This window comes from Photobacterium salinisoli, from assembly GCF_003614885.1.
Lineage (GTDB): Bacteria > Pseudomonadota > Gammaproteobacteria > Enterobacterales > Vibrionaceae > Photobacterium > Photobacterium salinisoli.
Window position 1 is genome coordinate 747,644 of sequence record NZ_QZMS01000007.1, and the last position, 22,329, is coordinate 769,972.

The window sequence follows — 22,329 nt, forward strand, 5'->3', positions numbered from 1 at the left end:
GGTATCTGAGACTAATCTGTTGATTAGCGCAGCAGAGACATTGCCATGCCAGACAGCTGGTTAGTTTGAGACAGTACAGAAGTACCGGCTTGCATCAGCATCTGGTTCTTAGTCATGTTAGAGGTTTCAACAGCGAAATCAGCATCCATGATACGGCCTTTCGCAGCAGATGTGTTCTCAACCATGTTACCCAGGTTAGTGATGGTGTGTTCCAGGCGGTTGATGTTCGCACCCAGAGCAGCACGTGCGCCACCGATGGTGTCCAGAGAAGTCTGGATAGTATCCATTGCAGTTTGTGCAGCAGTTTGGTTAGCAGCTACAGTTGCGCCTGTGTCACCGAAGGTACCCAGAGAAGCAATAGTACCACCTGCTTGCAGCATAGTTACTGCTGCGCCTACTTTAGCATCGATAGAAGTTGCGAAGTCCAGCGTTTCAGCAGAAGAACCACCGATTTGCAGAACGATACCGCCGCCTTTCACACCCGCAGGGTCAAACACAGTTTCACCAGCGTACTTAGTGTTTGCCATTACGCTGCCCAGCTCGCTGGTCAGTTCAGTGAATTCTGCGTACAGAGCTTCCTGGTCGTTTACTGAGTTAGTACCGTTCGCTGCCTGAGTAGCCAGGTCGTTCATGCGGTACAGGATGTTACTTGCTTCGTCCAGTGCACCTTCAACAGTTTGCATCATAGAGATGCCGTCCTGAGAGTTGCGCATTGCAACAGACATGCCGCGAGTTTGAGATTCCAGGCGGCTTGCGATTTGCAGACCAGCAGCATCATCAGCAGCAGAGTTGATACGGTAGCCAGTCGCCAGACGCTCCATGGCCGTGTTCAGCATGTTGCCTGTGCCGTTCAGGGTGTTTTGCGTAACCAGAGATGCGTAGTTGGTGTGCATTGATAGAGCCATGAAAATTCTCCTAAGTATTGCTTCTTTATATTGGTTTATATCGGCACACAAATCAGTTTGTTGTTCTTTGTGGCCGTTATTCCTACTCGCTAATATGAGGCGGAAGAGGCTCTGAGAACATTAATCAGAAAAGTGAAAAAAAATGGTGATGTCTGGATGTTTAGCGGTTTTTTGCCTGGTTTTTTTGGTTAATTTTCCTTTTATATCAACAATTTGATTGTTATATGGAATGCTAAAATAAATTTTGAAAAAATTGAGAATTTAACCTTTTTAGTCGGTAAAACCCGTTGTCTGCTGTTTTAATTTTATTAAACATGGCAATGAAATAATCAGCTAATGTTCAGATTAGAATAAATGGTCTAACTCTGAATGAGTGAGCGATGAAGAAAAAGCAGAAAAGTGGTAGGTAAAGCGTAATAAATAGTTGTGATCGAGATTCAATATTTGGCGGGCACCGACAGAAAGCAAAACGCCAGCTGAAGTGCTGGCGTTGTAAATATTAGCTTTGTACATAAAAGTGTTGAGGGGCTATTTAACGAGTTTCAACTTTCGTGGCGCGGAGAAGGAAGTGGGTATATCGCTGATGTACCCAAAGTAATAACCCGCACCAAGACGACGGAAGCGGACCAGATCGTATTGAGTGGCCACACGTCCGGCGACAAACTCGACATGGCATTGCTTTAGAAAGCGGATGACGGGCAGCAAGCCTTGCTTGAACGTCGTGTCTTCATTGAATTGGGCTATTTTGATAGCAGCAGGTGAATGCCTCTCCAGCAAAGGGAGATAGGCGGTTGGCAGCCTGATATCAACCCAGTAAGCCGGACAGACATCGTGTAACCAGCCTAGCAATTGGCCCAATTGCTCTGAATCCAAACCGGATTGGAAAAGCTGAATACAGGGCACGACGTCCTGCATCGCCTTTCTATGGTGTTCAAACAGGGAAGACAAAAAATGCTGGCCCGGTTCCCATTTAAGTAAGGTTTCCACCTGCAGGGGTACGACAAGCGGATTAATCAGGCTGGCATGGATGGTTTCCTGCTGAAATTTAATGTGCCTGACAGCCAGCAGCAGCCCGAACAAATCCAGCGCATAACGCATCTCTTCGGACAGATCGAAACGGTAGACACTCTGCTCGTTATTGCTGCCAAACCGTAAAGTGAGGTGCTGGAAAGTGACCTCATTGGTTTCCGTATGTCTTATCGGCTGGCAGACATGACGTATATCATTATGTTGCATGGCCTCAAGCAGAATGCGATCATCCGGAGTCCGGGCTGCCTGAATCAGCAGCCCGCGTGCATGCTCGCTTAACGCGGCATCGGTAAACAACTTAGCCAAGGTTTCCTACCACATTGATTTGCTTGTGTTCTGGAATTTCATTATATGACAACACAGCCAGACCTTGTGCAAATGTACGCGCATAACGTGACAGAAGTGGCCGAAGTTGTGGCATCACCAACAGAACCGGGGGCAGGTTTTGCTGTTTAAGCTGCTGCTTGACCAGTGGCAGGTTTTGCTGGAACTGCTGCAGAATATTGGGTTCAACCGGGAAGCTGTCCAGCATAACCTGGCCGTTTGATTGTGCCTGTTGCAGTGATTTCAGCAAAATTTGCTCCAGATCATCAGATAAGGTGTACACGTTCAGATCTTTACGGTCACCGTTGATCAGGTTGACTAGAGTGCGGCGTAAACTACAGCGCACATCGGCGGCCAGCAAGATAGGATCTTTGGTATTTTCTGCACTGTCGAGCATGGTGTTGGCTATGGTGCGGATGTCTTTGACCGGCACCTGATCCTGCAGCAAGTAACGGAATACTTTGAGTTGCTGTGCCGGTGTCATGACATTGCCCAGCGCCTCAGCCAGCTTCGGAGCCTGCAGCGACAAGCGGTGGAGCATGTTATCGACATCGTCGTGGGTGAACAAATCGGCCAGGTTGTTCTTCATCACCTTACTCAGATGGGTAGCGATGACAGTGGCATCATCAATGACCTGATAACCCATATTCAGTGCCTTGGCTTTGTCGCCTGGCTCAATCCAGACGGCCGGTAACTGATAGGCCGGGTCAGTACCCAGTATGCCGTCAATGTCACCGTAGGTTTCACCTACCGCAATGGCCATCAGGCGATCGGGTTCAATTTCACCCTGTTCGACGATTTCGCCCTGAACGGCAATGGTGTACTGATTGGGACGCAGGCTGAGGTTGTCCTGAATACTGACTTCGGGCAACAGATAGCCCACTTGCTCAGACAGGGTTTTACGAATGCCACGGATCCGCTGCGACAGCGGGGCACCCTGATCTTTATTGACCAGATGAACCAGACGAAAACCCAGGTGCAGCGACAGGCTCTGAACATGCGGAATATCATCCCAGGCCAGTACCTGCTCGCTTTCACGGCGCATGGCATAGCCAAGTTGTTCAACCTGTTCCAGTTGATCATCATGGGCAGGTGATTTGAGCTGCCGCCAGCCCGAATAGGCCAGTACGGCAGCGAATGCGTAAAATGCCAGGTGCGGCATACCCGGTACACTGCCGACAATCGCCATAATAGTGGCGGCAGTAAACAAAGTGGTTGGGGAAGCGAGCAGCTGATTACGCATCGACTCAGCCATGTCATCATCGCTGTCATTGATGCGTGTGACGATAATCGCCGCAGAGGTGGCCAGCAGCAGGGACGGGATCTGTGCAACCAGACCGTCACCGATAGTCAGCAAGGCAAAGGTCTTGAACGCATCTGCGCCCGTCATATCGTATTCGAACACGCCGATACTGACACCACCAATAATATTGATGAACAGAATCAGCAGGCCGGCGATGGCATCGCCACGGACGAATTTTGACGCACCGTCCATCGAGCCGTAGAAATCCGCTTCATTGGCGACTTCTTTCCGGCGCAGTTTGGCGCGTTCCTGATCGATCAGTCCGGCGTTTAAATCTGCATCGATGGCCATTTGTTTACCCGGCAGGGCGTCGAGGGTAAATCGGGCAGCGACTTCTGAAATACGCTCGCCACCTTTGGTAATAACCACGAAGTTGATGATCATCAGAATGACAAAGACCACCAGACCGACGACATAGTTACCGCCGATCACCACTTCACCAAATGCCTGAATCACTTTACCGGCCGCATCGCCGCCGTTGTGACCTTCAAGCAACACTACCCGCGTTGACGCTACGTTCAGCGTCAGACGCAGCAGTGTAGCGACCAGCAAGATGGTCGGGAAGATAGAAAAATCCAGTGGTCGTTTTGCCGTGGTACTGACCAGCAGCACCATGATAGCCAGCACTATGTTGAAGGTGAACATGGCGTCCAGCAGCATAGGAGGCAGGGGCAGCATGACCATGGCCAGTATCATGAGCAGCGCAGCAGGAATGCTGATGTAGCTGCGCTTTAAATGGTTAAATTTAGGTAGCCTGTTTAACATGGGTTTGATCTCTCTCCTGCCTTAATACTGTAAGTGGCGTGGAATCGCAAAAGTCGGTAATGCCTGTGGTTTGCCGCCTTTCCCGGTACGGAAAGCTTTCAGCTGCATGACATAAGTCAGAATGTGCGCCACGGCGATATACAGCTGGTTAGGCACGGCCTGTTCCAACTGAGTGGTATGGTAAATAGCACGCGTAAGTGGCGGGGAATTGAGTATTTCCACATTGTTTTCGCGGGCGATACGCTGAATATGCAGGGCCATTTCATCCACCCCTTTGGCAACCACAAAAGGGGCGTCGTACATAGTCGGATCGTATTTGATGGCGACCGCATAATGGGTTGGGTTGGTAATCACCACATCCGCCTGAGGCACGGTTTTTTCCACTTTACGCCGCGCGAACTGTTGCTGAATCTGGCGAATACGCTGTTTCACTTCCGGGCGGCCTTCGTTGTTTTTGTATTCTTCCTTGGTTTCCTGCTTGGTCATTTTCAGTTGTTTCAAGTGCTCCCAACGTTGGTAGGGCACATCAAGCAAGCCAAAAATGATAAGCGCGACACCCATCAGCAGTACACCATGGAAAAGGATACTCATGACAGCGACAACACCCTGACGCAAAGGCAGGTTCTGCATCGCCATCAGCTCAGCCAGATGAGAATCCAGGTAGGTGTATAACAATAAGAAGATAACGGTCACTTTGAGGGTTGATTTGAGCAGTTCAACCAGTGAGCGTATCGAGAACATACGTTTGATGCCGGCAATCGGGCTGATCTTCGACAATTTTGGCAGCACACCAGCAGGGTAGAACAGCCAGCCACCCAGCATCAGACTTCCTGCGATGGCCGCTAACAGTATGACCGCAAACAGTGGCAGCAGCAGTTCTATCAAAATAGCCAGGCTTTGCCCCATATGTTCTATGCCTTGCCAGGGCGACTGTAAGTCTTCTCGGGTCAGTTGCATGTTGAACCGGAACACACCGCTGAGTGCATCCCAGATGGCCTCAAGCTGGACCGAGAAGAAATACACCACAACGATAAAAATCACCGCGGCGGTGAGGTCTTTAGCGCGTGGGATCTGCCCCTGCTCTCTGGCTTTACGGATTTTCTGGGGCGTGGCTTTTTCTGTTTTGTCCTGCGTACTCTGGTCACTCATAGGCCGTTTCCTGCGACATAATAGGTCAGTTCCTGCAAGGTGGTATGCACGAACTGGGTATAGCGGCTGGGTACACCGCTGATAGCAATGAGAATACTGAACAAGCCCAGAAGCATGGTCATGGGAAAACCTAATGCGTACACGTTCAGGCTGGGCGCGGCCCGGTTCATGACACCGAAGCTGATGTTGGCGAGTAGCATGGAAACGATGGCGGGCAAGGCCAGTGCCAGTGCAGAGGCAAACATCCAGCCGACCATGGTCAGAATCTGGTGCAGCGTCGCTTCACTGATACCAGCGCCGACTGGCCAGACATGAAAGCTCTGTACCAGAATATCAATAACGATCAGATGGCCGTCCAGTGCCAGAAAAAGCAAGGTGCTGAACATCAGGAACAGGCGGCCGAGCAGGGCGACAGACATGCCATTCACCGGGTCATTCATGATGGCCATGCTCAGGCCCATCTGCATCGAGACAATCTGCCCGAGCATAGTCATGGTGTTGAATAACAGGTGAATGATAAATCCGAAGAATACCCCCCAGATAGCTTGCTCGAAGGCGAGCACCAGTGCTTTGAGGGAAAGGGGATCAACAGCTGGCATTGCCGGCATCAGCGGCGCAATCAAAATACTGATCGACAAGGCAAAAAGCAGTCGTATCCAAATCGGAATGGCACCGTCGCCAAAAAAAGGCATGGCGACCAACGCTGCCCCGAGGCGGAAAAAGGGCCACCAGACTTGCCCCAGCCAGGCTGTGATTTGCGCAAAGGTCAGATCCATCAGCCAATCATTCCCGGAATGTTATGGAACAGATAGGTGAACAGGTCGACGAGTTTTCGGATCATCCAGTGGCCGGCAAAAATGACCATCAGCAGGGTCACCAATAAACGCGGCAGAAAGCTCAGGGTCTGTTCATTTATTTGCGTTGCGGCCTGAAACACGGCAATAAGCAGCCCGACAAGCAGCCCCGGAATGACCAGAACCGTCACAATGGTGATGATCATCCACACAGCATCTGAAAACAGGGTAACAGCGAGTTCCGGTGTCATGATGTTCTCCTACCCGAAACTGGCTGCGAGTGTGCCAACCGTCATTGCCCAGCCATCGGCCAGCACGAATATAACCAGCTTGAACGGCAAAGAAATGATGAGTGGCGACAGCATCATCATACCCATCGCCATCAAGACACTGGCAACCACCAGGTCGATAATCAGGAAAGGAATAAACAACATGAAACCAATCTGGAATGCTGTTTTCAGTTCACTGATCACGAAAGCGGGTAAGACGACGGCAAACGACATATCTTCAGCGTTCTGATCGATCGGCTCGTTGGCAATGTGCAGCATTTGTTCAAGCGAACTTTGCTGGGTTTGTTTGAGCATGAAATCTTTGACGGGCTTTTCCGCAACAGCAAAGGCGTCCATTAAGGTTATCTGGCCTGCGTCATACGGCTTGAAGGCGTGTTCATAGATGTCCGTCCACACAGGGCGCATGATGAGCAAAGTTAAAGCCAGCGCTATGCCGACCAGAATCCGGTTAGGCGGACTCTGCTGCAGGCCGAGCGCCTGACGCAAAATGGCCAGCACGATGATAATCCGGGTAAAGCTGGTGGCCATCAGCAGGAAGGCGGGCAAAAAGCTCAGCGCCGTCATTAAGAGCAGCACCTGCAGTTTTACGCTGTATTCCTGATTGGCGGCACCATCAGACACTGTCATCAATGTCAGGCCGCCACTTTCGGCCGCAAATACCGGGTGTGAAGACAGAAGAAATACGAGAAAACCAGTGATACATAGCCCGCCGGTGCGGGCTATTCGGTGACAGGTATTGCGGAGCATCATCAGGATTCCACGGAGTTGAGCGGCGAATCCACGATGTCGATCAGGCGCAGACCATATTTATCATTAACCACAACAACCTCGGCATGGCCCATCAGCGATCCATTGACTTTGACATCCAGGGGTTCGCCGTTGAGCTTATCCAGCTCAATCACGCTGCCTTCACCGGCTTTCATCAGTTCACCCAGCGACACTTCGGTACTGGAAACCTCCAGCGTGACAGTGACGGGGATTTTTTTGAAGAAATTGATATCGCGTGAAGGCACCTCGTCATAGGGAATAAAGGGCGAAGTAGCTGAATCCTGTGCAGGTTCAATATCGTCATCCAGCTGGTCCAAATTCAGATCATCAAAGTTCAGATCGTCTTCGCTGAATGCGTTTACGTCTGTCATCTCATTCAAATCAGTCATGTTTCAATCCTGTAATAGTGTTATTTATCTTTAAGAATCAGGACGAGCTGGCCGTCTTTGTCGGCCACGCATCCGTTAAATAAATGTTCCTGTCCGATACGCACCGGCACATTGGTGAGGAGATCAATGTTCAGTACATCGTCAGGGCGCAGCTTGAGCACATCATCCAGTGGCATTTTTTTCTGGCAAAGCGTGGCGTGAAGCTGAACCGGCGTATTCTCCAGAGCGAGCCTGAAATCATCGCTCAGGTGATGATTGGTCTGGAACGCCATATCATCCATCAGCACCTGAAGCATGTTTTCATCAAAGTACAGGCGGAACTCAGCCACTTTTTTGCGGTAGCTCACAGTGAAAGTGGCGAGTAAGCCCACACCGTAAGCCATACCATCATCGGTCAGTTGCCACGTCTGCTCATCGGCAACCAGTGAACAAATACGCTGCAGCAATCGCTGTTGAAGACGCAGGTCACTGGCTGTCAGCGATGAGTTTGCGTAACCGGCATCGCTGCGATCGATATCGGCGTTGTAAAATTTATCCGACAGCGCCAGCAGCAACTGGGTATCCAGCTGCGCTTCAATCAGCCCACCGGCTTCATGCCGAATGACAGAAGCATTGTGGCTTTGGTCCGTCGCATCCCGGTTGGACAGTTGAATGTCAGCAAGCTTAATGGTCAGATTTTTGTCTTTTACCCAGCGTTGTAAATCCTGGGTGATTGACGAATCTGCCTGCGAAAAGATTTTCTGTAACTCTTCCCGGATGACATGGATTGGACGCCCTAAATGTTCAACGTTCAGTGTGGGGAAATGTTGAGCACTGTTTAACTCAATTTTTTTCATATTGGCATATCCGTCAGAACTCATATGCAACTTAATTAACTGTTGCGAATTAAATTTACTTCTATTTTGGTAAAACCACTATTAGTTTCGCTAAGTCTAGCCTGAGCTATTTCCTGTGTTTTAGTTATTGATTTTGAATTTGTGATGTTAGTCCACATGTTGATTATATCTTCATTTATAGGGTTTTCTTATATATGAATTGATGAGACTTTTATGCCCGCCTTTGAAATACCCAGTGTTTTGTTAGGTTTTGCTTGCCACAAGTTGCTGTTTTTGAAGCCATATCAAAAAAATCATTCTGACTGTTAGAATGTCGGTACGGTGTCAAATTAGTGTCAGGGTGGCGTCAAATATAAATTGAATCAAGATCACCTTTATTTTATTAAAGTGATTTTGAGCAAGAAACAAATATATAGAAACAACAAACCAATTTGGCTGTTTAATATTTTGTGGCTAAGTTGGATATTACGATTAAAAAATGAATTTTGGTTTTTTTCCAAAATCTGAGAAGGGTAAAAATGTTAATTTCATTTCTCAAGAAATACACATTCTTATTTATTGCTCTTGCGGCAGGTTCGGTTGAAGCAAAGCTTGTTTCAACTCCGATGGATCTTGTCGAGTGGAAATACCAAGGCGACAAATTTCACTGCTCATTAAATCAGCAGGTGGATAATTTCGGTCAGGTGAGCTTTATCGCGGATGCCGGGGAAAATCTGACGCTGAAAGTAAAGCCGATGCGACCTGTGGTTAAGTTTCAGTCTGCAGGCCTTTATCTGCAGGATGGCCCTTGGGTGGTGACGCCCAAGCAGACATCGTTGAGTCCGGGCAAGCAGGTCAGCCCGTCCGAGGTGAGATTTACACAAGCGGTCGATGCGTTGCTGGACGGTATGACAGCAGGCCAGTGGGCGCGGGTAGCGATGATTTATCAGAACAACAATACCCCGGTCGATCTGTTGCTATCGAGTGTCAATATGGCGCCGGCACTGGCTGATTTTACTCTCTGTCGTTCCCGCCTGCCGGCCATGTCATACAAACAGGCTCGTGATCTGGTATTTCAGTTTGATTTGGGACAACGCACGGTGAGCACAAAGCAAAAAGAAACACTGTTGAATCTGGCTGAATACATTCGTCTGGATACGTCTGTCAGCAAGGTGCTGATCGACGGCCATACAGATAATGTCGGTTCAAGGCTGGGCAATGTTCAGGTATCCAAAGTGCGTGCCGATGATGTGGCCAGTTTTCTCCGGGAAGCCGGTGTGAAAGACGGCCTGATTCAAATCAGGGCACATGGTTCCCGCTATCCGATTGCCAATAATGAAACGGTGAAAGGGCAAGCGTTAAATCGTCGGGTAACAGTGCGTGTTATGCGTGCCGGCAACAATGATGAAAGCAGGGTTCAGTAATGATTACGAAGACAATTCAGTTCATTGAACCGGACAGGCAGCAGGCTCAGCAAGTCATTCAGGTGCTGGAGCAGGCGGGCTATCAGGTGGATTACCTGACATCCGGCAAAGCCGGTTTGCAGTCACGCCAGGCGGCGATCACTCTGGTCAGCTCTTCACTGCCGGATATGTCACTGACTGAATGGGTGAGATACAGCCAGACAGTTGCTGACACTCAACAGCGCCGGATTGCCATTGCGATAGTGGATCAGCACGAAGGTTTGCTGGCGGCGGAAGCGATGAAAGCCGGTGCGACGGATTATTTATTAAAGCCGTTCGAACCCAGCCAGCTGTTAAGCCTGATTGCCCGTGTAGAAGCACTGCAAAAGCCTATGTCTGACATAGTGGCTGAATCCTGGCGCAGCAAGCAGATTCTGCAACTGGCCCACCGCGCGGCCTGCACCCATGCCAGTGTATTGATCACCGGCGAATCAGGGACAGGAAAAGAAGTGCTGGCTCGGTATGTTCACCAGCAGTCGCCGCGCAGCAAGATGCCGTTTGTTGCGGTGAACTGTGCTGCTATTCCGGAATCCATGCTTGAAGCTGTCTTATTTGGCCATGTGAAAGGGGCTTTTACCGGAGCAACCGGCAGCCAGAGCGGCAAGTTCGAAGAAGCGAACGGCGGCACCATTTTGCTGGATGAAATTGCCGAAATGTCGCCGGCGCTGCAAGCCAAATTATTGCGTGTGCTGCAAGAGCGCGAAGTGGAGCGTGTGGGCAGCCATAAAACCATCAAGCTTGATATCCGGGTGATAGCTGCCACCAATAAAGATCTTCGTGTCGCCGTACAGGAAGGGGTATTCCGGGAGGACCTTTATTACCGTCTGGATGTGTTACCTCTGCACTGGCCACCGCTTCGCGAGCGTCCTGAGGATATTCTTCCGCTGGCCGATTATTTCATCGCTAAGTATCAGCAAGGCAGTGCATGTCAGCTATCCCGGGATGCACAGCAGATGATGATGCAGTACCACTGGCCGGGCAATATCCGCGAGCTGGAAAACGTTATCCAGCGTGCACTGGTAATGCGCCACGGTGATTTCGTGACATCCCAGGATCTCATGCTGCCGGTAGACAGCAGCAAAATTCAGGCGATTAAACCTGAATATATGCCGGCAGCGGTCGGCAGCGCAGGAACAGAACAGGGCCATATTGGTGCCAAGAAACAGGCTGAATACCAATATGTGCTGGACGTGCTTAAACAGCACGAGGGTAACAGAACACTCACAGCAAAAGCTCTGGGTGTGACGACAAGGGCTTTACGTTACAAATTGGCGGCAATGCGTGAGCAAGGCATTGATATTTCACAAATTGGCTCAGCAGCCTAACGATCAGGAGACACAAGTATGCTTGCGACGAATTTGACGCAGACGACCACCGCCCAGCAATTAATGCTGGATAAAATGCAGCTCATGCAAGCTCAGGCTGAACAGAACATCACTGTGAAAGCCAATCCCTTAGACCAACAGGTAAAACCACTTGCTTTTTCTTCTGCTATGACGCAAGTGCTTGACCTGGTGAACGGCCATCAGGCCGCTGCGAGTGCGAAAATGACAGCGGTTGAAACCGGAAAAAGTGATGATCTGGTTGGTGCCATGATTGCCAGTCAGAAGGCCAGTTTGTCTTTTTCTGCCTTGATGCAGGTAAGAAACAAAGTGGTCGGTGCGTTTGAAGATGTAATGAAGATGCCGGTGTAAATTATGACCATGATTACTCAAGCAGCGGCAGCGGAACTGACAGCTGCCAACCGTTCTGATCATTCTCTGCTGGATAGGGCTAAACGCGCCTGGCACAGCAGCCAGCGTAATCTTGTATTGTCTGCAGCACTGGCAGCTGTAGTGGCAGCTATCATAGTGGTTGCACTCTGGACATCAACACAAAGCTATCGCCCGCTCTACAGTCAGCAGGAGCGTTTTGATACCAGCGAGATTATTTCTGTACTCGAAGCAGAAGGTATTCCATACCGTTTGCAGGAAACAAACGGTCAGGTACTGGTCGAAGATGGCAGAGTCGCTGAGGTCCGTATGTTACTGGCTGCCAAAGGCGTGAAAGCCAAACTGCCGACCGGTCTGGAAACACTTCAGACCGATTCTGCTTTGGGTACCAGCCAGTTTATGGAAACCGCACGTTACCGACATGGTCTTGAAGGCGAGCTGGCCCGTACCATCATTTCACTTAATGCCGTCAATAACGCCCGTGTGCATCTGGCGATTCCACGTCAGACTCTGTTTGTACGTCAGAACACAGAGAAGACCACAGCCTCTGTTATGGTGGAGCTTAAGCCGGGTGAAGATCTCAAACCTGAACAAGTGGAAGCCATAGTGAATCTGGTGTCGGGTAGTGTCACCGGCATGGCGGCTGAACACGTCTCAGTAGTGGACCAGTTTGGTCGTTTACTGAGTGCCGATATCGGATCGGAAACGTCCGGCCGGATGAATACCAAATATCTGGAGTATCAGAAGAATCTGGAGAAGCAGGTTATTCAGCGTGCTTCTGACATGCTGACGCCGGTTCTCGGTCCAAGCAACTTCCGCGTGCAGGTAGCCGCCGATCTGGATTTCAGTCGCATTGAAGAAACCCGTGAAATGGTGGATGACAATCCGGTTGTCCGTTCCGAACACAGCATTGAAAACAACTCAACCGATAAAATTGCCTTAGGCGTACCGGGTTCACTGAGCAATCAGCCACCAACAGTGGAAGAAGAAGGCGATGCTGAAGCACCGAAAAACACCAGCGAACGCCATGAAGTGAATCGTCAGTATGCTTTAGGCAGCAGCGTAAGGCATACCCAGTATCAGCAAGGACAAATCAAGAAACTGAATGTGTCTGTCCTGCTTAACAACGCGGTCGCACCGGATGGCGCCGCCTGGGATGAAGCGCAGAAAGCCGAAATCAGCCAGATGATCTCAGAAGCGGTCGGTCTGAATGCTGAGCGTGGCGACAGCCTGAGTCTGATGAGCTTTAACTTTACCCCGGTCAATATTGAACCTGTTACCCCAATGCCATGGTGGCAGGATACGGCATTGCAGCAGCCGTTGCGTTACATCATCGGTGGTTTGCTGGGACTGGCAATGATCTTCTTTGTGCTGCGTCCTTTGATTCGCCACCTCACCGGTGTGGACAAAGCAAGGCAGGAAATGGACATTGCCACTTTGCCAGACAATATTCTGAGCAAAGAGCTCGATGAGCAGGCGCAGGAGAATGAACTCAACCGACGTCTGTCCGACAGAGGCCTGAGCAATACCACCAACGGACTGGATGCAGATGCTGAGATGATGTTGCCGCCTTCCGGTTCACCTCTGCACATCCAACTGAAACATCTGACATTAATTGCCAGCGAAGAACCGCAGCGCGTTGCTGAAGTCCTCAAACAATGGGTAAATGGAAATGAGCACAACCGAGACAACTAATCCGGCAGACATGCAAACATTAAGCAGCGTGGATAAAACAGCGCTGGTTTTGCTGGGCATGGGAGAGGATGCAGCCGCTCAGGTTCTGCGTTATTTCTCCCGCGATGAAGTACAACGCGTCACCCGATCCATGGCAAAACTCACTGGCATCAAAAGTGAAAATGCCAAGGTGGTTATTCAGCGGTTTTTCGATGACTTCCGTGACCACAGTGGTATTCGCGGCGCGTCTAAAGATTATCTGTCGAACACTCTGTCGAAAGCCCTGGGCAATGATCTTGCCAAAGGCGTACTGAACAGTATTTATGGTGACGAGCTGCGAAATAACATGCAGCGTCTGCAGTGGGTGGATACTGACGTCATCGCAAAATTCATCAGTCAGGAACACCCGCAAATGCAGGCGATTTTCCTGGCTTATCTGCCGCCGGAAACCTCGTCTCAGGTGTTGGCGAAACTGCCGTCAGAGCAGCATGATGAACTGATTTACCGCGTAGCCCGCCTGAGTGAAATCGATCATGAGATCGCCAAAGATCTGCATCTGCTGATTGATCGTTGTATTCAGCAGGTCTCGGGCGGTCAGGGCGCATCGGTACTGGGTGCCAAACAGGCTGCTGACATTATTAACCGCTTTGAGGGTGATCGTGCCCAGTTGATGGAAATGCTGAAACTGCATGACGAAAAAGTGGTCAGCGAAATCGAAGAAAATATGTTCGACTTCGTTATCCTTTCCCGCCAGCGTGAGGCAACGATGGATCGTCTGATCCAGGAAATTCCTCTCGACCTGTGGGCGACTGCGCTGAAAGGGGCAGAGCTCAAGCTGCAAATGGCTATCAAACAGTCCATGCCACAGCGTATGGCCAACTCGCTGGATGATGAAATGGCCATGCGTGGTGCGATGCCATTATCCCGGGTTGAAAGGGCGAGACAGGACATTATGCAAGTGGTTCGAGAACTGGCCGATGCCGGTGAGATCGAACTGAGCCTGTATCAGGAACAAACAGTGGAGTAAGTGATGCGTTCAGTAAAAGTGATGCAGCTGAATCCTGGTGAATACCGCTCACACCGCTTTCCGCCCATGGTAAAGCCTGTTGTACAACACGATGATGCTGCACAGGATGCAGACAATTATGTCGCCCAAACGGAGTTCAATACCAAGGAACACCAGGCTGCGTTGCAGAAACAGCTGGAAGAAGGTTTTCAGCAGGGCTTGCAACGGGGCCATGAAGAAGGCCTGCGTCAGGGTGTTGAGCAGGGTCGCCAGCAAGGCTTTACCTTAGGCCAGCAAGACGGCTTTCAGCAGGGTTATAGCAAAGGTGAAAGCCAGGGGCGCGAAAAATATGAATCTGCGATAGCGCCGATACAGGCACTGCAAGCGCATATTCAGCAATGGCAGGATGAGCGGGAACATGCCCAGCGCGAGCAGATTTGTTCTCTGGTACAGAAAGTTGCCCAGCAGGTGATTCGTGCCGAACTCACACTGATGCCGCAACAAATTCTGGCGCTGGTGGAAGAAACTTTGGACAGTATGCCGGGTAACAGCGATAAGGTGGTGATCAACCTTAACCCGCAGGATCTGGAGCGTATAACCAATCTCAGTCCGACCCTGCACCCGAGCTGGAAGCTGGTTGCAAATAAAGAAATGCCTGTTGGCGGTGTTCAGTTGGTAACGGATCATGCTGAAGCCGATGCCAGCAGTGATGCCAGACTGGAAGCCTGTATGGAAACGCTGCGTGAGCATTTGCTGGAGAATCCGGCAGTGCAGCCGTCAGCGGCTGAAACCAGCCATTCAGTAACAGCAGTAACGGCGGAGAGTCTCAGTGAGTGACGGCGCATTTCATGAGCGTTTGAATGATGCTCTCGCCTCTATGTCATCGATTCCGATTGCCCGGGTCACCGGGCGATTGGTGAAAGTGAACGGCCTGATGCTTCAGGCCGTTGGCTGTAAGTTCAGACTGGAACAGCGCTGTCTGGTTGAAACCGATGATGGTGAAGCCATTGAAGCCCAGGTCGTGGGTTTTGACCGCGATGTAGCGTATTTGATGCCCGTGAGGCAATTAGGCGGGCTTTACGCCGGAGCGAGAGTTGTCCCGCTGGACGGCGACAGTACAGTCGCGCTCGGTGATCACTGGCTTGGCAGGGTCGTTAACGGTCTTGGCGAGCCATTTGACGATCTGGGTCCGCTCAAAGGCGGAGAGAAAGTGTCGCTGAACCCGTCTCCAATCAATCCGTTAAAGCGCCGCCTGGTTGATACGCCGCTGGATGTGGGCATACGTGCTATCAATGGGCTGCTGACGCTGGGTAAAGGCCAGCGTATCGGTTTAATGGCAGGCAGTGGTGTGGGTAAAAGTGTCCTGATGGGCATGATCACCAAAAATACCAAGGCCGATATTGTAGTGGTAGGTCTGATCGGTGAGCGTGGCCGGGAAGTCCGGGAGTTTATTGAGCGCAATCTTGGCGCAGAAGGAATGAAGCGGGCTGTGGTGATAGCAGCACCGGCAGATGAATCTCCGCTTATGCGTCTGCGTGCCACGAAACTGTGCCACCGTGTGGCGGAGTATTATCGCGATAAAGGCAAAGATGTCCTGCTGTTGATGGACTCTTTAACTCGCTACGCCATGGCGCAGCGTGAAATTGCGTTATCGCTGGGCGAGCCGCCTGCATCTCGGGGTTATCCGCCTTCAGTGTTCAGCCAGTTGCCTCAATTGCTTGAACGTGCCGGTAACGGCGAGCACCCGGACGGTAGCCTGACGGCAATCTACACCGTACTGGCGGATGGCGACGATCAGCAGGATCCTGTGGTGGACTCTGCCCGTGCCATTCTCGATGGCCATGTGGTGTTATCCCGGACGCTGGCAGAGCAGGGGCATTATCCGGCAATAGATATTAATGCCTCTATCAGCCGTTGTATGAGCAGCTGTACAGAAAATTCTCATGTCACAGTGGCTAACCGTTTCAGGCAGCTCAATGCCAACTATCTGCAAGTGAAAGAGCTCTTGCCTTTAGGCGGGTATCAGCCCGGACAGGACGCCGAACTGGACCTGTCAGTTCAGGTGTTTCCGCAGCTCAAAGATTTTCTGGTTCAGCAGGTTGATGAAGTGACTGATTACCAACAGTCTCTGGTTCGGCTCGCTGAGCTGTTTACGCAAACGCAGTAAGGTTAGGAGACGGTTTGATGAAGGGCAGACTGAAAGCCGTGAGTCAGCTTCAGCAGATAGCTGAGCAGCAGCGTGATCGTCACGGACAGCATTTTGCGCGTCAGCAGGATCAGGTCGGCTTTTTTGCTCAGCAATTGCAGGCGCTGGCAGGGCTGAAATCGGGTTGTCAGCCAGAAGGAAGCGCCGGATTGAACGCACTGGCGCTGCAGAACACCACTCAGGTCAATACTATGCTCAGCCGCCTGATTTCCCATCAGCAGCATGAAATGGCATTGATGCATGCGGAAAGCCAGCGCACTAAAAAAGCGCTGGAGCAAAGTCAGGTCAAGGTGAAAGGATTGGAAACCGTGATGGAACGCTGGCAAGCCAGGCAGCGTTATGAGCAGGCAAAAAAAGAGCAGAAGTTCATTGAAGATTTGATCAATGCCAGATGTAAGCTCAAAAAAATTTAGTGATTTAATTATTAATAACAGGGATAAATGTTTAATCCTTGTGAAAAATTGGACGCCCTATTAATTTGCTACCTGAGTACCCGTGAAGAATGTTGTTAAGCCAATCGCACAGTCTTCCATAGCGGTACGCTAATAGCGCATATCCTGTTCCCATCAGGAACATTTTCACCACTATTTGTTTACCCGGTCCCTTTGGAACCGGGTTTTTTTTATCTGTCTTGTTCTGCAAATGAAAAAGCACAGCCTTCAGGCTGTGCTTTCATATAAGAGTCAGGCGAACAATTAAGCGGCTGTAGCCAGTTTCTGCTTAGCCACTTGCCCAGTGACAGGCTTGGTGATGAATGACAGCACTACAGCGACTGCCAGCATGCCAGAACACACAGAATAGGCCAGCGTATAGGTGCCAGTCATATCGACTGCCACGGCGGCTACCACAGGGCCAATGAAGCCACTGACGCCCCAGGCAGTGTAAAGAACACCATAGTTAGCACCGTAATTCTTCAGGCCGTAAAAATCGGCTGTGATCGATGGGAAAACGGCAAGTAGGGTACCGTAGCCAACCCCGGCAACGGCAGCGCCGATCATCAGGCTGAACTCGTTGTCGAAAGTGGCGAACATCACCATGTTGATGGCTTGCATGATAAAGGCAATCATCAGGGTTTTCACGCCGCCGATTTTATCTGACAACATACCGGCAGCGATACGGCCACCCGAGTTGAATACAGCCAGAATCACCACCAGAAACGCCGCATCAGACAGGTCGGCCTGAGCCGCTGCAATAGAGGTAATATTGCCGATAATCATCAAGCCAGCAGCGGAGGCAAAAGCGTACATCACCCACAAGGAGTAAAACTGGGGTGTTTTCACCATGCTACGCCAGGTCATGTTAACAGCCGGTGCCGGGCTGGCTGAGGCCGCGACAGCAGACGGCGCCTCAGGCTGGTAGCCTTCCGGCGGGTTGTTGATAGTACATGCCAGAGGGACAGCAACCAGCAGTACAGCCACACCAAGGATCAGGAAGCTCTGGTTAATACCGTAATCGGCAATCAGGGAAGAGGTCAGCGGTGCCAGATACACGGCAGCCAGGCCAAAACCGGCCGCAATCAGGCCGTTTACCATGCCTTTCTTTGATGGATGGAACCATTTCATCGCTGAAGGGCTTAGACAGGCATAGCCGAAACCGATACCGCAACCCGTCAATACCCCGAAAGTCAGTACCAGCAGCAGTGGTGTGGTGGCAAAGCTGGATACTATCATCCCCAGGCCAACCATGGTCGTGCCAAGCAGCAAGACCTTACGCGGACCGATTTTATCCTGAAGAATACCGGCCAGTAACAAGGAGAGAGAAAAGGTAATGATAGCAACGGTATAGGGCAGAGACGCATCGGCGTTAGACCAGCCAAGATCCACCACTAAGGCTTTTTTAAACACACTCCAGGCATACAGAATGCCCATACACAAGTTAATACAGAACCCTGCCAGCAGGATTTGCTTGGCGCGATCAAATGTTTTCATAGGTCTCTCTAAATGCCGGAACGGCAACTGCTTTACTAAACTTTTTTTGGTAGCAATCAAAAAAAGATGTATTTGTTGTTGAGGGCGCGGATTCTATCAATAAATGTTAAGAAAATACCGGGCAGCAATGTTTTGTTACAAATGGGTGGTCTGAGGCAGGTGATGATAGTGTTTAGCGGCGAAGGTTCTCCACCCCCTGAGTTTCAGAGGGTGGAGTCAGTGAAAACCTGACAACATCAGTTCATGAGTATGTTGTAAATTTTGTCTTTAAGCTGCAAACGCTCCATTTTCAGTTGGGTGAAGTGGTGATCTTCGGTGGGAATGTTGCTGCATTCCAATCCCCGTATTCTATGGTCGAGCTGGTGATATCTGTCTGACATGGCCTTAAAGTTTTCGTCGCAGGTCTTCAACTCTGTGATTTTGTCCTGCATTTCGGGGAACTCTATGAAGAGTGCGTGATTTTCACCTAACATGTCTGTCACTCCATAAATCTTAGTGAATGAAAGCCCTGCTTTTTCGTCATTGTTCTTGTAAATGCTCAACTATTTGCTTATTAGTCAGAGATTACTGCTGGTAAGCGCATCCCTTGCAGTTAAAAATATCTGCTTGTTTAAGCATAGTCGAATGAGGTTATTTTCAACCCTACTGAGGCCGAAAATCAGATGAAAGGCACAAAACACAGAGTGACGTTGTCACAAGTTGGCGTGAAACAGCTGGGCAGCGGGGCGATTACTGATACTTTTTGGCACGTAACGTTTTTTTGAGTGACTCAATATAGGCGATTCTGTCGGCATTTGCTGGCGCAGCCTGAGTTTGCAATTTTGCTTTAGCCTGTGCTTCTTCCTGTGACATGTAGCGGCCATTAATTCTGACATGAGGGGCTTTGGTTTCCTGTTCTGCACGCACCGAAGCATCTTCCTGAGCTTTGGCTATTGCGTCACGCGCCGTACTCTGGCTGGTCTTGTCTTCCATGCGCTGTTGCAGCCAGACAGGTTGCTGCTTATTTTGGACCGGTTTATTGGCCTGTTGCTGACGTTGCTTAAGCACTGTTTCGAGATAATCGCTAAAATCCATGTTTCTGTCCTCGCCCATACTGAGCGTATTGTAATTGTCTCTTGGCAGAAGTGAAAGGATACAATCCCAGGTAGTCTGACTCAGTAGGTAGAATGTTCTCTTATATTCTGAATGGGCTGTAAAAATCGGGTTTCAAAATCGGATAGCGGCAATGGCTTACAGTACAGAAACCCCTGAAATTCTTCTACGCCTATGCTTGCCAGAAAATCTGCCTGTCCTTTAGTTTCCACCCCTTCCGCCACCACGCTGATATTAAGATTATGGGCCAATTCAACAATAGCGTTAGTGATAGTGACAGATTCTTTATTGAGGGGTAAATCACGGACAAATTCGCGATCGACTTTGAGTATCTGGATCGGAAATCGGCTGAGGTAGGCCAGGGAGGAATAGCCGGTACCGAAATCATCAATGGCAATCCTGACTCCCAGTGCATTGAGTTGGCGTAACTTATTTAATGCCAGTTTAACGTCTGACATGACGACACTCTCTGTTATTTCCAGTTCTAAAAAGCTGGGGTCACACTGGCTGCTCTGTATCGCTTTGCTGACGGTACTGACAATATCGGAATTCAGCAGCTGCCGGGCTGAAATATTCAGGGCAAAATGCAGCCAGTGGCCTTGTAACTGCCACTGGCGTAATTGTTTGCAAGCCTGTTGAATTAAATGCTCACCGACCTCGATAATCAAACCTGTGGTTTCCAGGATAGGGATGAACTCAGTGGGTGACTGGATATGATTTTCATCATCGATCCAGCGCATCAGGGCTTCCACTCCGCACAACTCACGGGTTCGTGAGTCAAACCGACCCTGATAGTAATACTGATAGCGTTCAGTGCCGCAGCTTTGCCGAAGTTGAGCTTCCATCTCCAGGCGTTTGATACTGTTGGCCCCCATCTGTCGGTTATAAACCCGATACTGTTGCTGCTGTTTGTTGTCTTTGGCTTTATACAGCGCAATGTCTGCTTGTCTGAGCAGGGTCTCACTGGTCGAATGGCTGCTGTTACTGTAGGTGATGCCAATACTTGCACCAACTACCACTTCTTTACTGCCCAGTGTCATCGGCTCGCTGAGATGGCGAAGGATACGCTCGGCCAATTGTTCCAGAGCCGGTAGCCGTTGATCAGACACCACCAGGATGGCAAATTCATCGCTGCCCAATCTTGCCAGCATGTCATTTCCGCGCAGAATAGCCTGCAGACGCTCACTCACGGCTAACAGCACCTGATCGCCGGTGTCATGGCCCAGAGAATCGTTGATTTGCTTAAAGCGCTCGAGATTTAGGGTCAGCAGGCCAATGACCGGGCAGGGCGATTGCTGAAGCAGATGATCGATTTGCTGCTGCAGCATCAATCGGTTTGGTAGCTGAGTGAGTATGTCAAAATGCGCTAATTGTTTGAGTTTGCTTTCAAACAGCACTCTGTCGGTAATATCTTTCCCTGTTGTGATGTAATGGCTGATTTTTCCCAGGTTATTGCGGATAGGGGAAATGCGTTTTTCCATATACACCAGGCTGTTATCTTTTTTACGGTGCGAGATAATGCGGTTGACCGTCTGGCCTTTGGCCAGCTGTTGCTGCAATTTTGTCAGCTCTGCCGGATTTTGCAGGGCAGTAAGAATCAGGTGTGCGGCATCGCTGCCGATCAGTTCGTTGGCATCGAGCTCATTATACTTTTCAAAGCTGTGGTTGACATATTCGATAATCCCTTTGTCGTTGGTGATAATGATGGAGTCGTCACTTTGCTCCAGGGCACGGGACAGGCTTTTCAGTTTTTCTTCACGTTCAACCCATGCAGTGACATCCCTGATATTCAATAAAATCTCGTTACCCTCATTGTAAGCGGTTTCACTTGCAATGATTTCAAGGTGCTGTACAGGCGTCGTGTTAATGGTGATTTGTTGACTGACGGGCAGATTATCGCCCTGACGCATCTTGCTGTGTACCTGACTGAGCAATTCGGTCAGTTTATTGCTGGCCACAGGGTCGCTGACCAGTGTGGTGATCTCCTGATGCGAAGCCTGTTGTTCAGAGATATTCAAAATCTGGCAAGCGGACTGATTGATATTGAGTACAGTGTTGTCCTGTTTAAGCAGAATCATGCCATCCGGAGCATATTTCAGTACATGGCTGAACTTTTTGACCATGTCATGCAACTCGGCTTTGAGGCGTTTTTCATGGCGAAGCATTTTATGCAGGTGCCAGGCCAGTACCAGACAGCCGAGAAGAAAGCCGAAAGAGATTAGGGAAAATAGTGTGAACTTTTCAAGTTTTTCCTGTGAATACAGGTTGTTAAAGATGAACTGATTTACGCTGAAGTAGTGAAGTGCTGAGTGTAAAGTCTCTGATTTTTCCCATACTTCTGCCAGCGCTTGATATCCGCCAGACAAGAAAGTGTGATTATCGAAAAATGATGAGGCCTGACTAGCAGAGGGATCGGATCTTTCCTGACCGGACAGCGGACTCGGATTGAGAAAAAAAAGACACAGCAAAAAAATAAAAAGCAGCGAAATCAACAGTATCACTTTTAAACGAACCACATTTCTCTTCATATATCATCCATGATAAAGCAGAGCCCCTAAGAGAACAGTATAGTGACGGTTTTCTGGGCACGCATAACACAAAATTCATGCGTATTAGGAATTTTTTGCTTATCGATGAACAATAGACAATATTTTTCATATTGAGAAATACAGGCAGCTATAAAGGCTGCCTGTAATAGAAGAGCTGAAACAGAACGG

Annotated in this window: 21 protein-coding genes; 8 read left to right on the forward strand and 13 right to left on the reverse strand. The window is 49.9% G+C overall.

Annotation, left to right across the window (positions count from 1 at the left end; translation table 11 throughout):
- Positions 1-23 precede the first annotated feature (23 nt).
- The 9 genes from lafA to D6M16_RS04150 form a co-directional block, all read right to left on the reverse strand.
- Positions 24-905: a lateral flagellin LafA gene (lafA, locus tag D6M16_RS04110; protein ID WP_120510693.1), complete on the reverse strand. Its 882-nt coding sequence runs from the start codon at positions 903-905 to the stop codon at positions 24-26.
- Between the two features lie 528 nt (positions 906-1,433).
- The gene (locus D6M16_RS04115) at positions 1,434-2,240 is read right to left on the reverse strand and encodes a hypothetical protein (protein ID WP_162940924.1); all 807 of its coding nucleotides are present in this window, start codon (positions 2,238-2,240) and stop codon (positions 1,434-1,436) included.
- Positions 2,233-4,326 (reverse strand): flagellar biosynthesis protein FlhA, encoded by a 2,094-nt coding sequence (flhA, locus tag D6M16_RS04120; RefSeq protein WP_120510695.1) that lies wholly within the window; start codon positions 4,324-4,326, stop codon positions 2,233-2,235. The genes D6M16_RS04115 and flhA overlap by 8 nt, the downstream gene beginning before the upstream one ends.
- 21 nt (positions 4,327-4,347) lie before the next feature.
- The gene (gene flhB, locus D6M16_RS04125; RefSeq protein ID WP_027252356.1) at positions 4,348-5,475 is read right to left on the reverse strand and encodes a flagellar biosynthesis protein FlhB; all 1,128 of its coding nucleotides are present in this window, start codon (positions 5,473-5,475) and stop codon (positions 4,348-4,350) included.
- Positions 5,472-6,251, reverse strand: a complete 780-nt coding sequence (gene fliR, locus D6M16_RS04130) for a flagellar biosynthetic protein FliR (protein WP_120510696.1) — start codon at positions 6,249-6,251, stop codon at positions 5,472-5,474. Before fliR ends, flhB begins: the two co-directional genes overlap by 4 nt.
- A complete protein-coding gene (gene fliQ / locus D6M16_RS04135) occupies positions 6,251-6,520 on the reverse strand; it encodes a flagellar biosynthesis protein FliQ (protein ID WP_027252354.1) in 270 nt (89 codons plus the stop codon). Before fliQ ends, fliR begins: the two co-directional genes overlap by 1 nt.
- A 9-nt stretch (positions 6,521-6,529) precedes the next feature.
- Positions 6,530-7,306, reverse strand: coding sequence for a flagellar type III secretion system pore protein FliP (gene fliP, locus D6M16_RS04140; RefSeq protein ID WP_120511859.1), 777 nt, complete (start codon positions 7,304-7,306; stop codon positions 6,530-6,532).
- Positions 7,307-7,308: 2 nt separating this feature from the next.
- Positions 7,309-7,716 (reverse strand): flagellar motor switch protein FliN, encoded by a 408-nt coding sequence (gene fliN, locus D6M16_RS04145; RefSeq protein WP_120510697.1) that lies wholly within the window; start codon positions 7,714-7,716, stop codon positions 7,309-7,311.
- A gap of 20 nt (positions 7,717-7,736) precedes the next feature.
- Entirely contained in the window at positions 7,737-8,552 is an 816-nt protein-coding gene (locus D6M16_RS04150) for a FliM/FliN family flagellar motor switch protein (protein ID WP_162940925.1), read from the reverse strand.
- A 518-nt stretch (positions 8,553-9,070) separates the two neighbouring features.
- Between D6M16_RS04150 and D6M16_RS04155 the strand changes: the two genes are divergently transcribed.
- From D6M16_RS04155 to fliJ, 8 genes are read left to right on the forward strand one after another with little or no spacing between them, the layout of a single operon-like run.
- Positions 9,071-9,955, forward strand: a complete 885-nt coding sequence (locus D6M16_RS04155) for an OmpA family protein (RefSeq protein WP_162940926.1) — start codon at positions 9,071-9,073, stop codon at positions 9,953-9,955.
- Positions 9,955-11,319, forward strand: a complete 1,365-nt coding sequence (locus D6M16_RS04160) for a sigma-54-dependent transcriptional regulator (protein WP_120510699.1) — start codon at positions 9,955-9,957, stop codon at positions 11,317-11,319. Before D6M16_RS04155 ends, D6M16_RS04160 begins: the two co-directional genes overlap by 1 nt.
- Before the next feature lie 18 nt (positions 11,320-11,337).
- Entirely contained in the window at positions 11,338-11,688 is a 351-nt protein-coding gene (fliE, locus tag D6M16_RS04165; RefSeq protein WP_120510700.1) for a flagellar hook-basal body complex protein FliE, read from the forward strand.
- A gap of 3 nt (positions 11,689-11,691) precedes the next feature.
- Complete coding sequence (gene fliF, locus D6M16_RS04170) at positions 11,692-13,401, forward strand: flagellar basal-body MS-ring/collar protein FliF (RefSeq protein WP_120510701.1); 1,710 nt, start codon at positions 11,692-11,694, stop codon at positions 13,399-13,401.
- Positions 13,379-14,407 (forward strand): flagellar motor switch protein FliG, encoded by a 1,029-nt coding sequence (locus tag D6M16_RS04175; protein ID WP_120511861.1) that lies wholly within the window; start codon positions 13,379-13,381, stop codon positions 14,405-14,407. The genes fliF and D6M16_RS04175 overlap by 23 nt, the downstream gene beginning before the upstream one ends.
- Positions 14,408-14,410: 3 nt before the next feature.
- The gene (gene fliH / locus D6M16_RS04180; protein ID WP_240435521.1) at positions 14,411-15,223 is read left to right on the forward strand and encodes a flagellar assembly protein FliH; all 813 of its coding nucleotides are present in this window, start codon (positions 14,411-14,413) and stop codon (positions 15,221-15,223) included.
- A complete protein-coding gene (fliI, locus tag D6M16_RS04185) occupies positions 15,216-16,553 on the forward strand; it encodes a flagellar protein export ATPase FliI (protein ID WP_276131384.1) in 1,338 nt (445 codons plus the stop codon). The genes fliH and fliI overlap by 8 nt, the downstream gene beginning before the upstream one ends.
- Positions 16,554-16,570: 17 nt before the next feature.
- On the forward strand, positions 16,571-17,005 hold the full coding sequence (fliJ, locus tag D6M16_RS04190; RefSeq protein WP_120510702.1) for a flagellar export protein FliJ: 435 nt from the start codon (positions 16,571-16,573) through the stop codon (positions 17,003-17,005).
- A 282-nt stretch (positions 17,006-17,287) separates the two neighbouring features.
- Here fliJ and D6M16_RS04195 read toward each other — a convergent pair whose 3' ends face one another.
- The 4 genes from D6M16_RS04195 to D6M16_RS04210 all read right to left on the reverse strand — a co-directional run bounded on the left by D6M16_RS04195 (position 17,288) and on the right by D6M16_RS04210 (position 22,140).
- Positions 17,288-18,520 (reverse strand): L-lactate MFS transporter, encoded by a 1,233-nt coding sequence (locus tag D6M16_RS04195; protein WP_120510703.1) that lies wholly within the window; start codon positions 18,518-18,520, stop codon positions 17,288-17,290.
- Between the two features lie 236 nt (positions 18,521-18,756).
- Positions 18,757-18,993 (reverse strand): HP1242/YdcH family protein, encoded by a 237-nt coding sequence (locus D6M16_RS04200; protein WP_120511864.1) that lies wholly within the window; start codon positions 18,991-18,993, stop codon positions 18,757-18,759.
- A gap of 256 nt (positions 18,994-19,249) precedes the next feature.
- On the reverse strand, positions 19,250-19,594 hold the full coding sequence (locus tag D6M16_RS04205) for a hypothetical protein (RefSeq protein ID WP_027252341.1): 345 nt from the start codon (positions 19,592-19,594) through the stop codon (positions 19,250-19,252).
- 80 nt (positions 19,595-19,674) lie between these two features.
- Positions 19,675-22,140 carry a bifunctional diguanylate cyclase/phosphodiesterase gene (locus tag D6M16_RS04210; protein WP_120510704.1) on the reverse strand — a complete coding sequence of 822 codons (2,466 nt, stop codon included), beginning with the start codon at positions 22,138-22,140 and terminating at the stop codon, positions 19,675-19,677.
- Between the last annotated feature and the right edge of the window lie 189 nt (positions 22,141-22,329).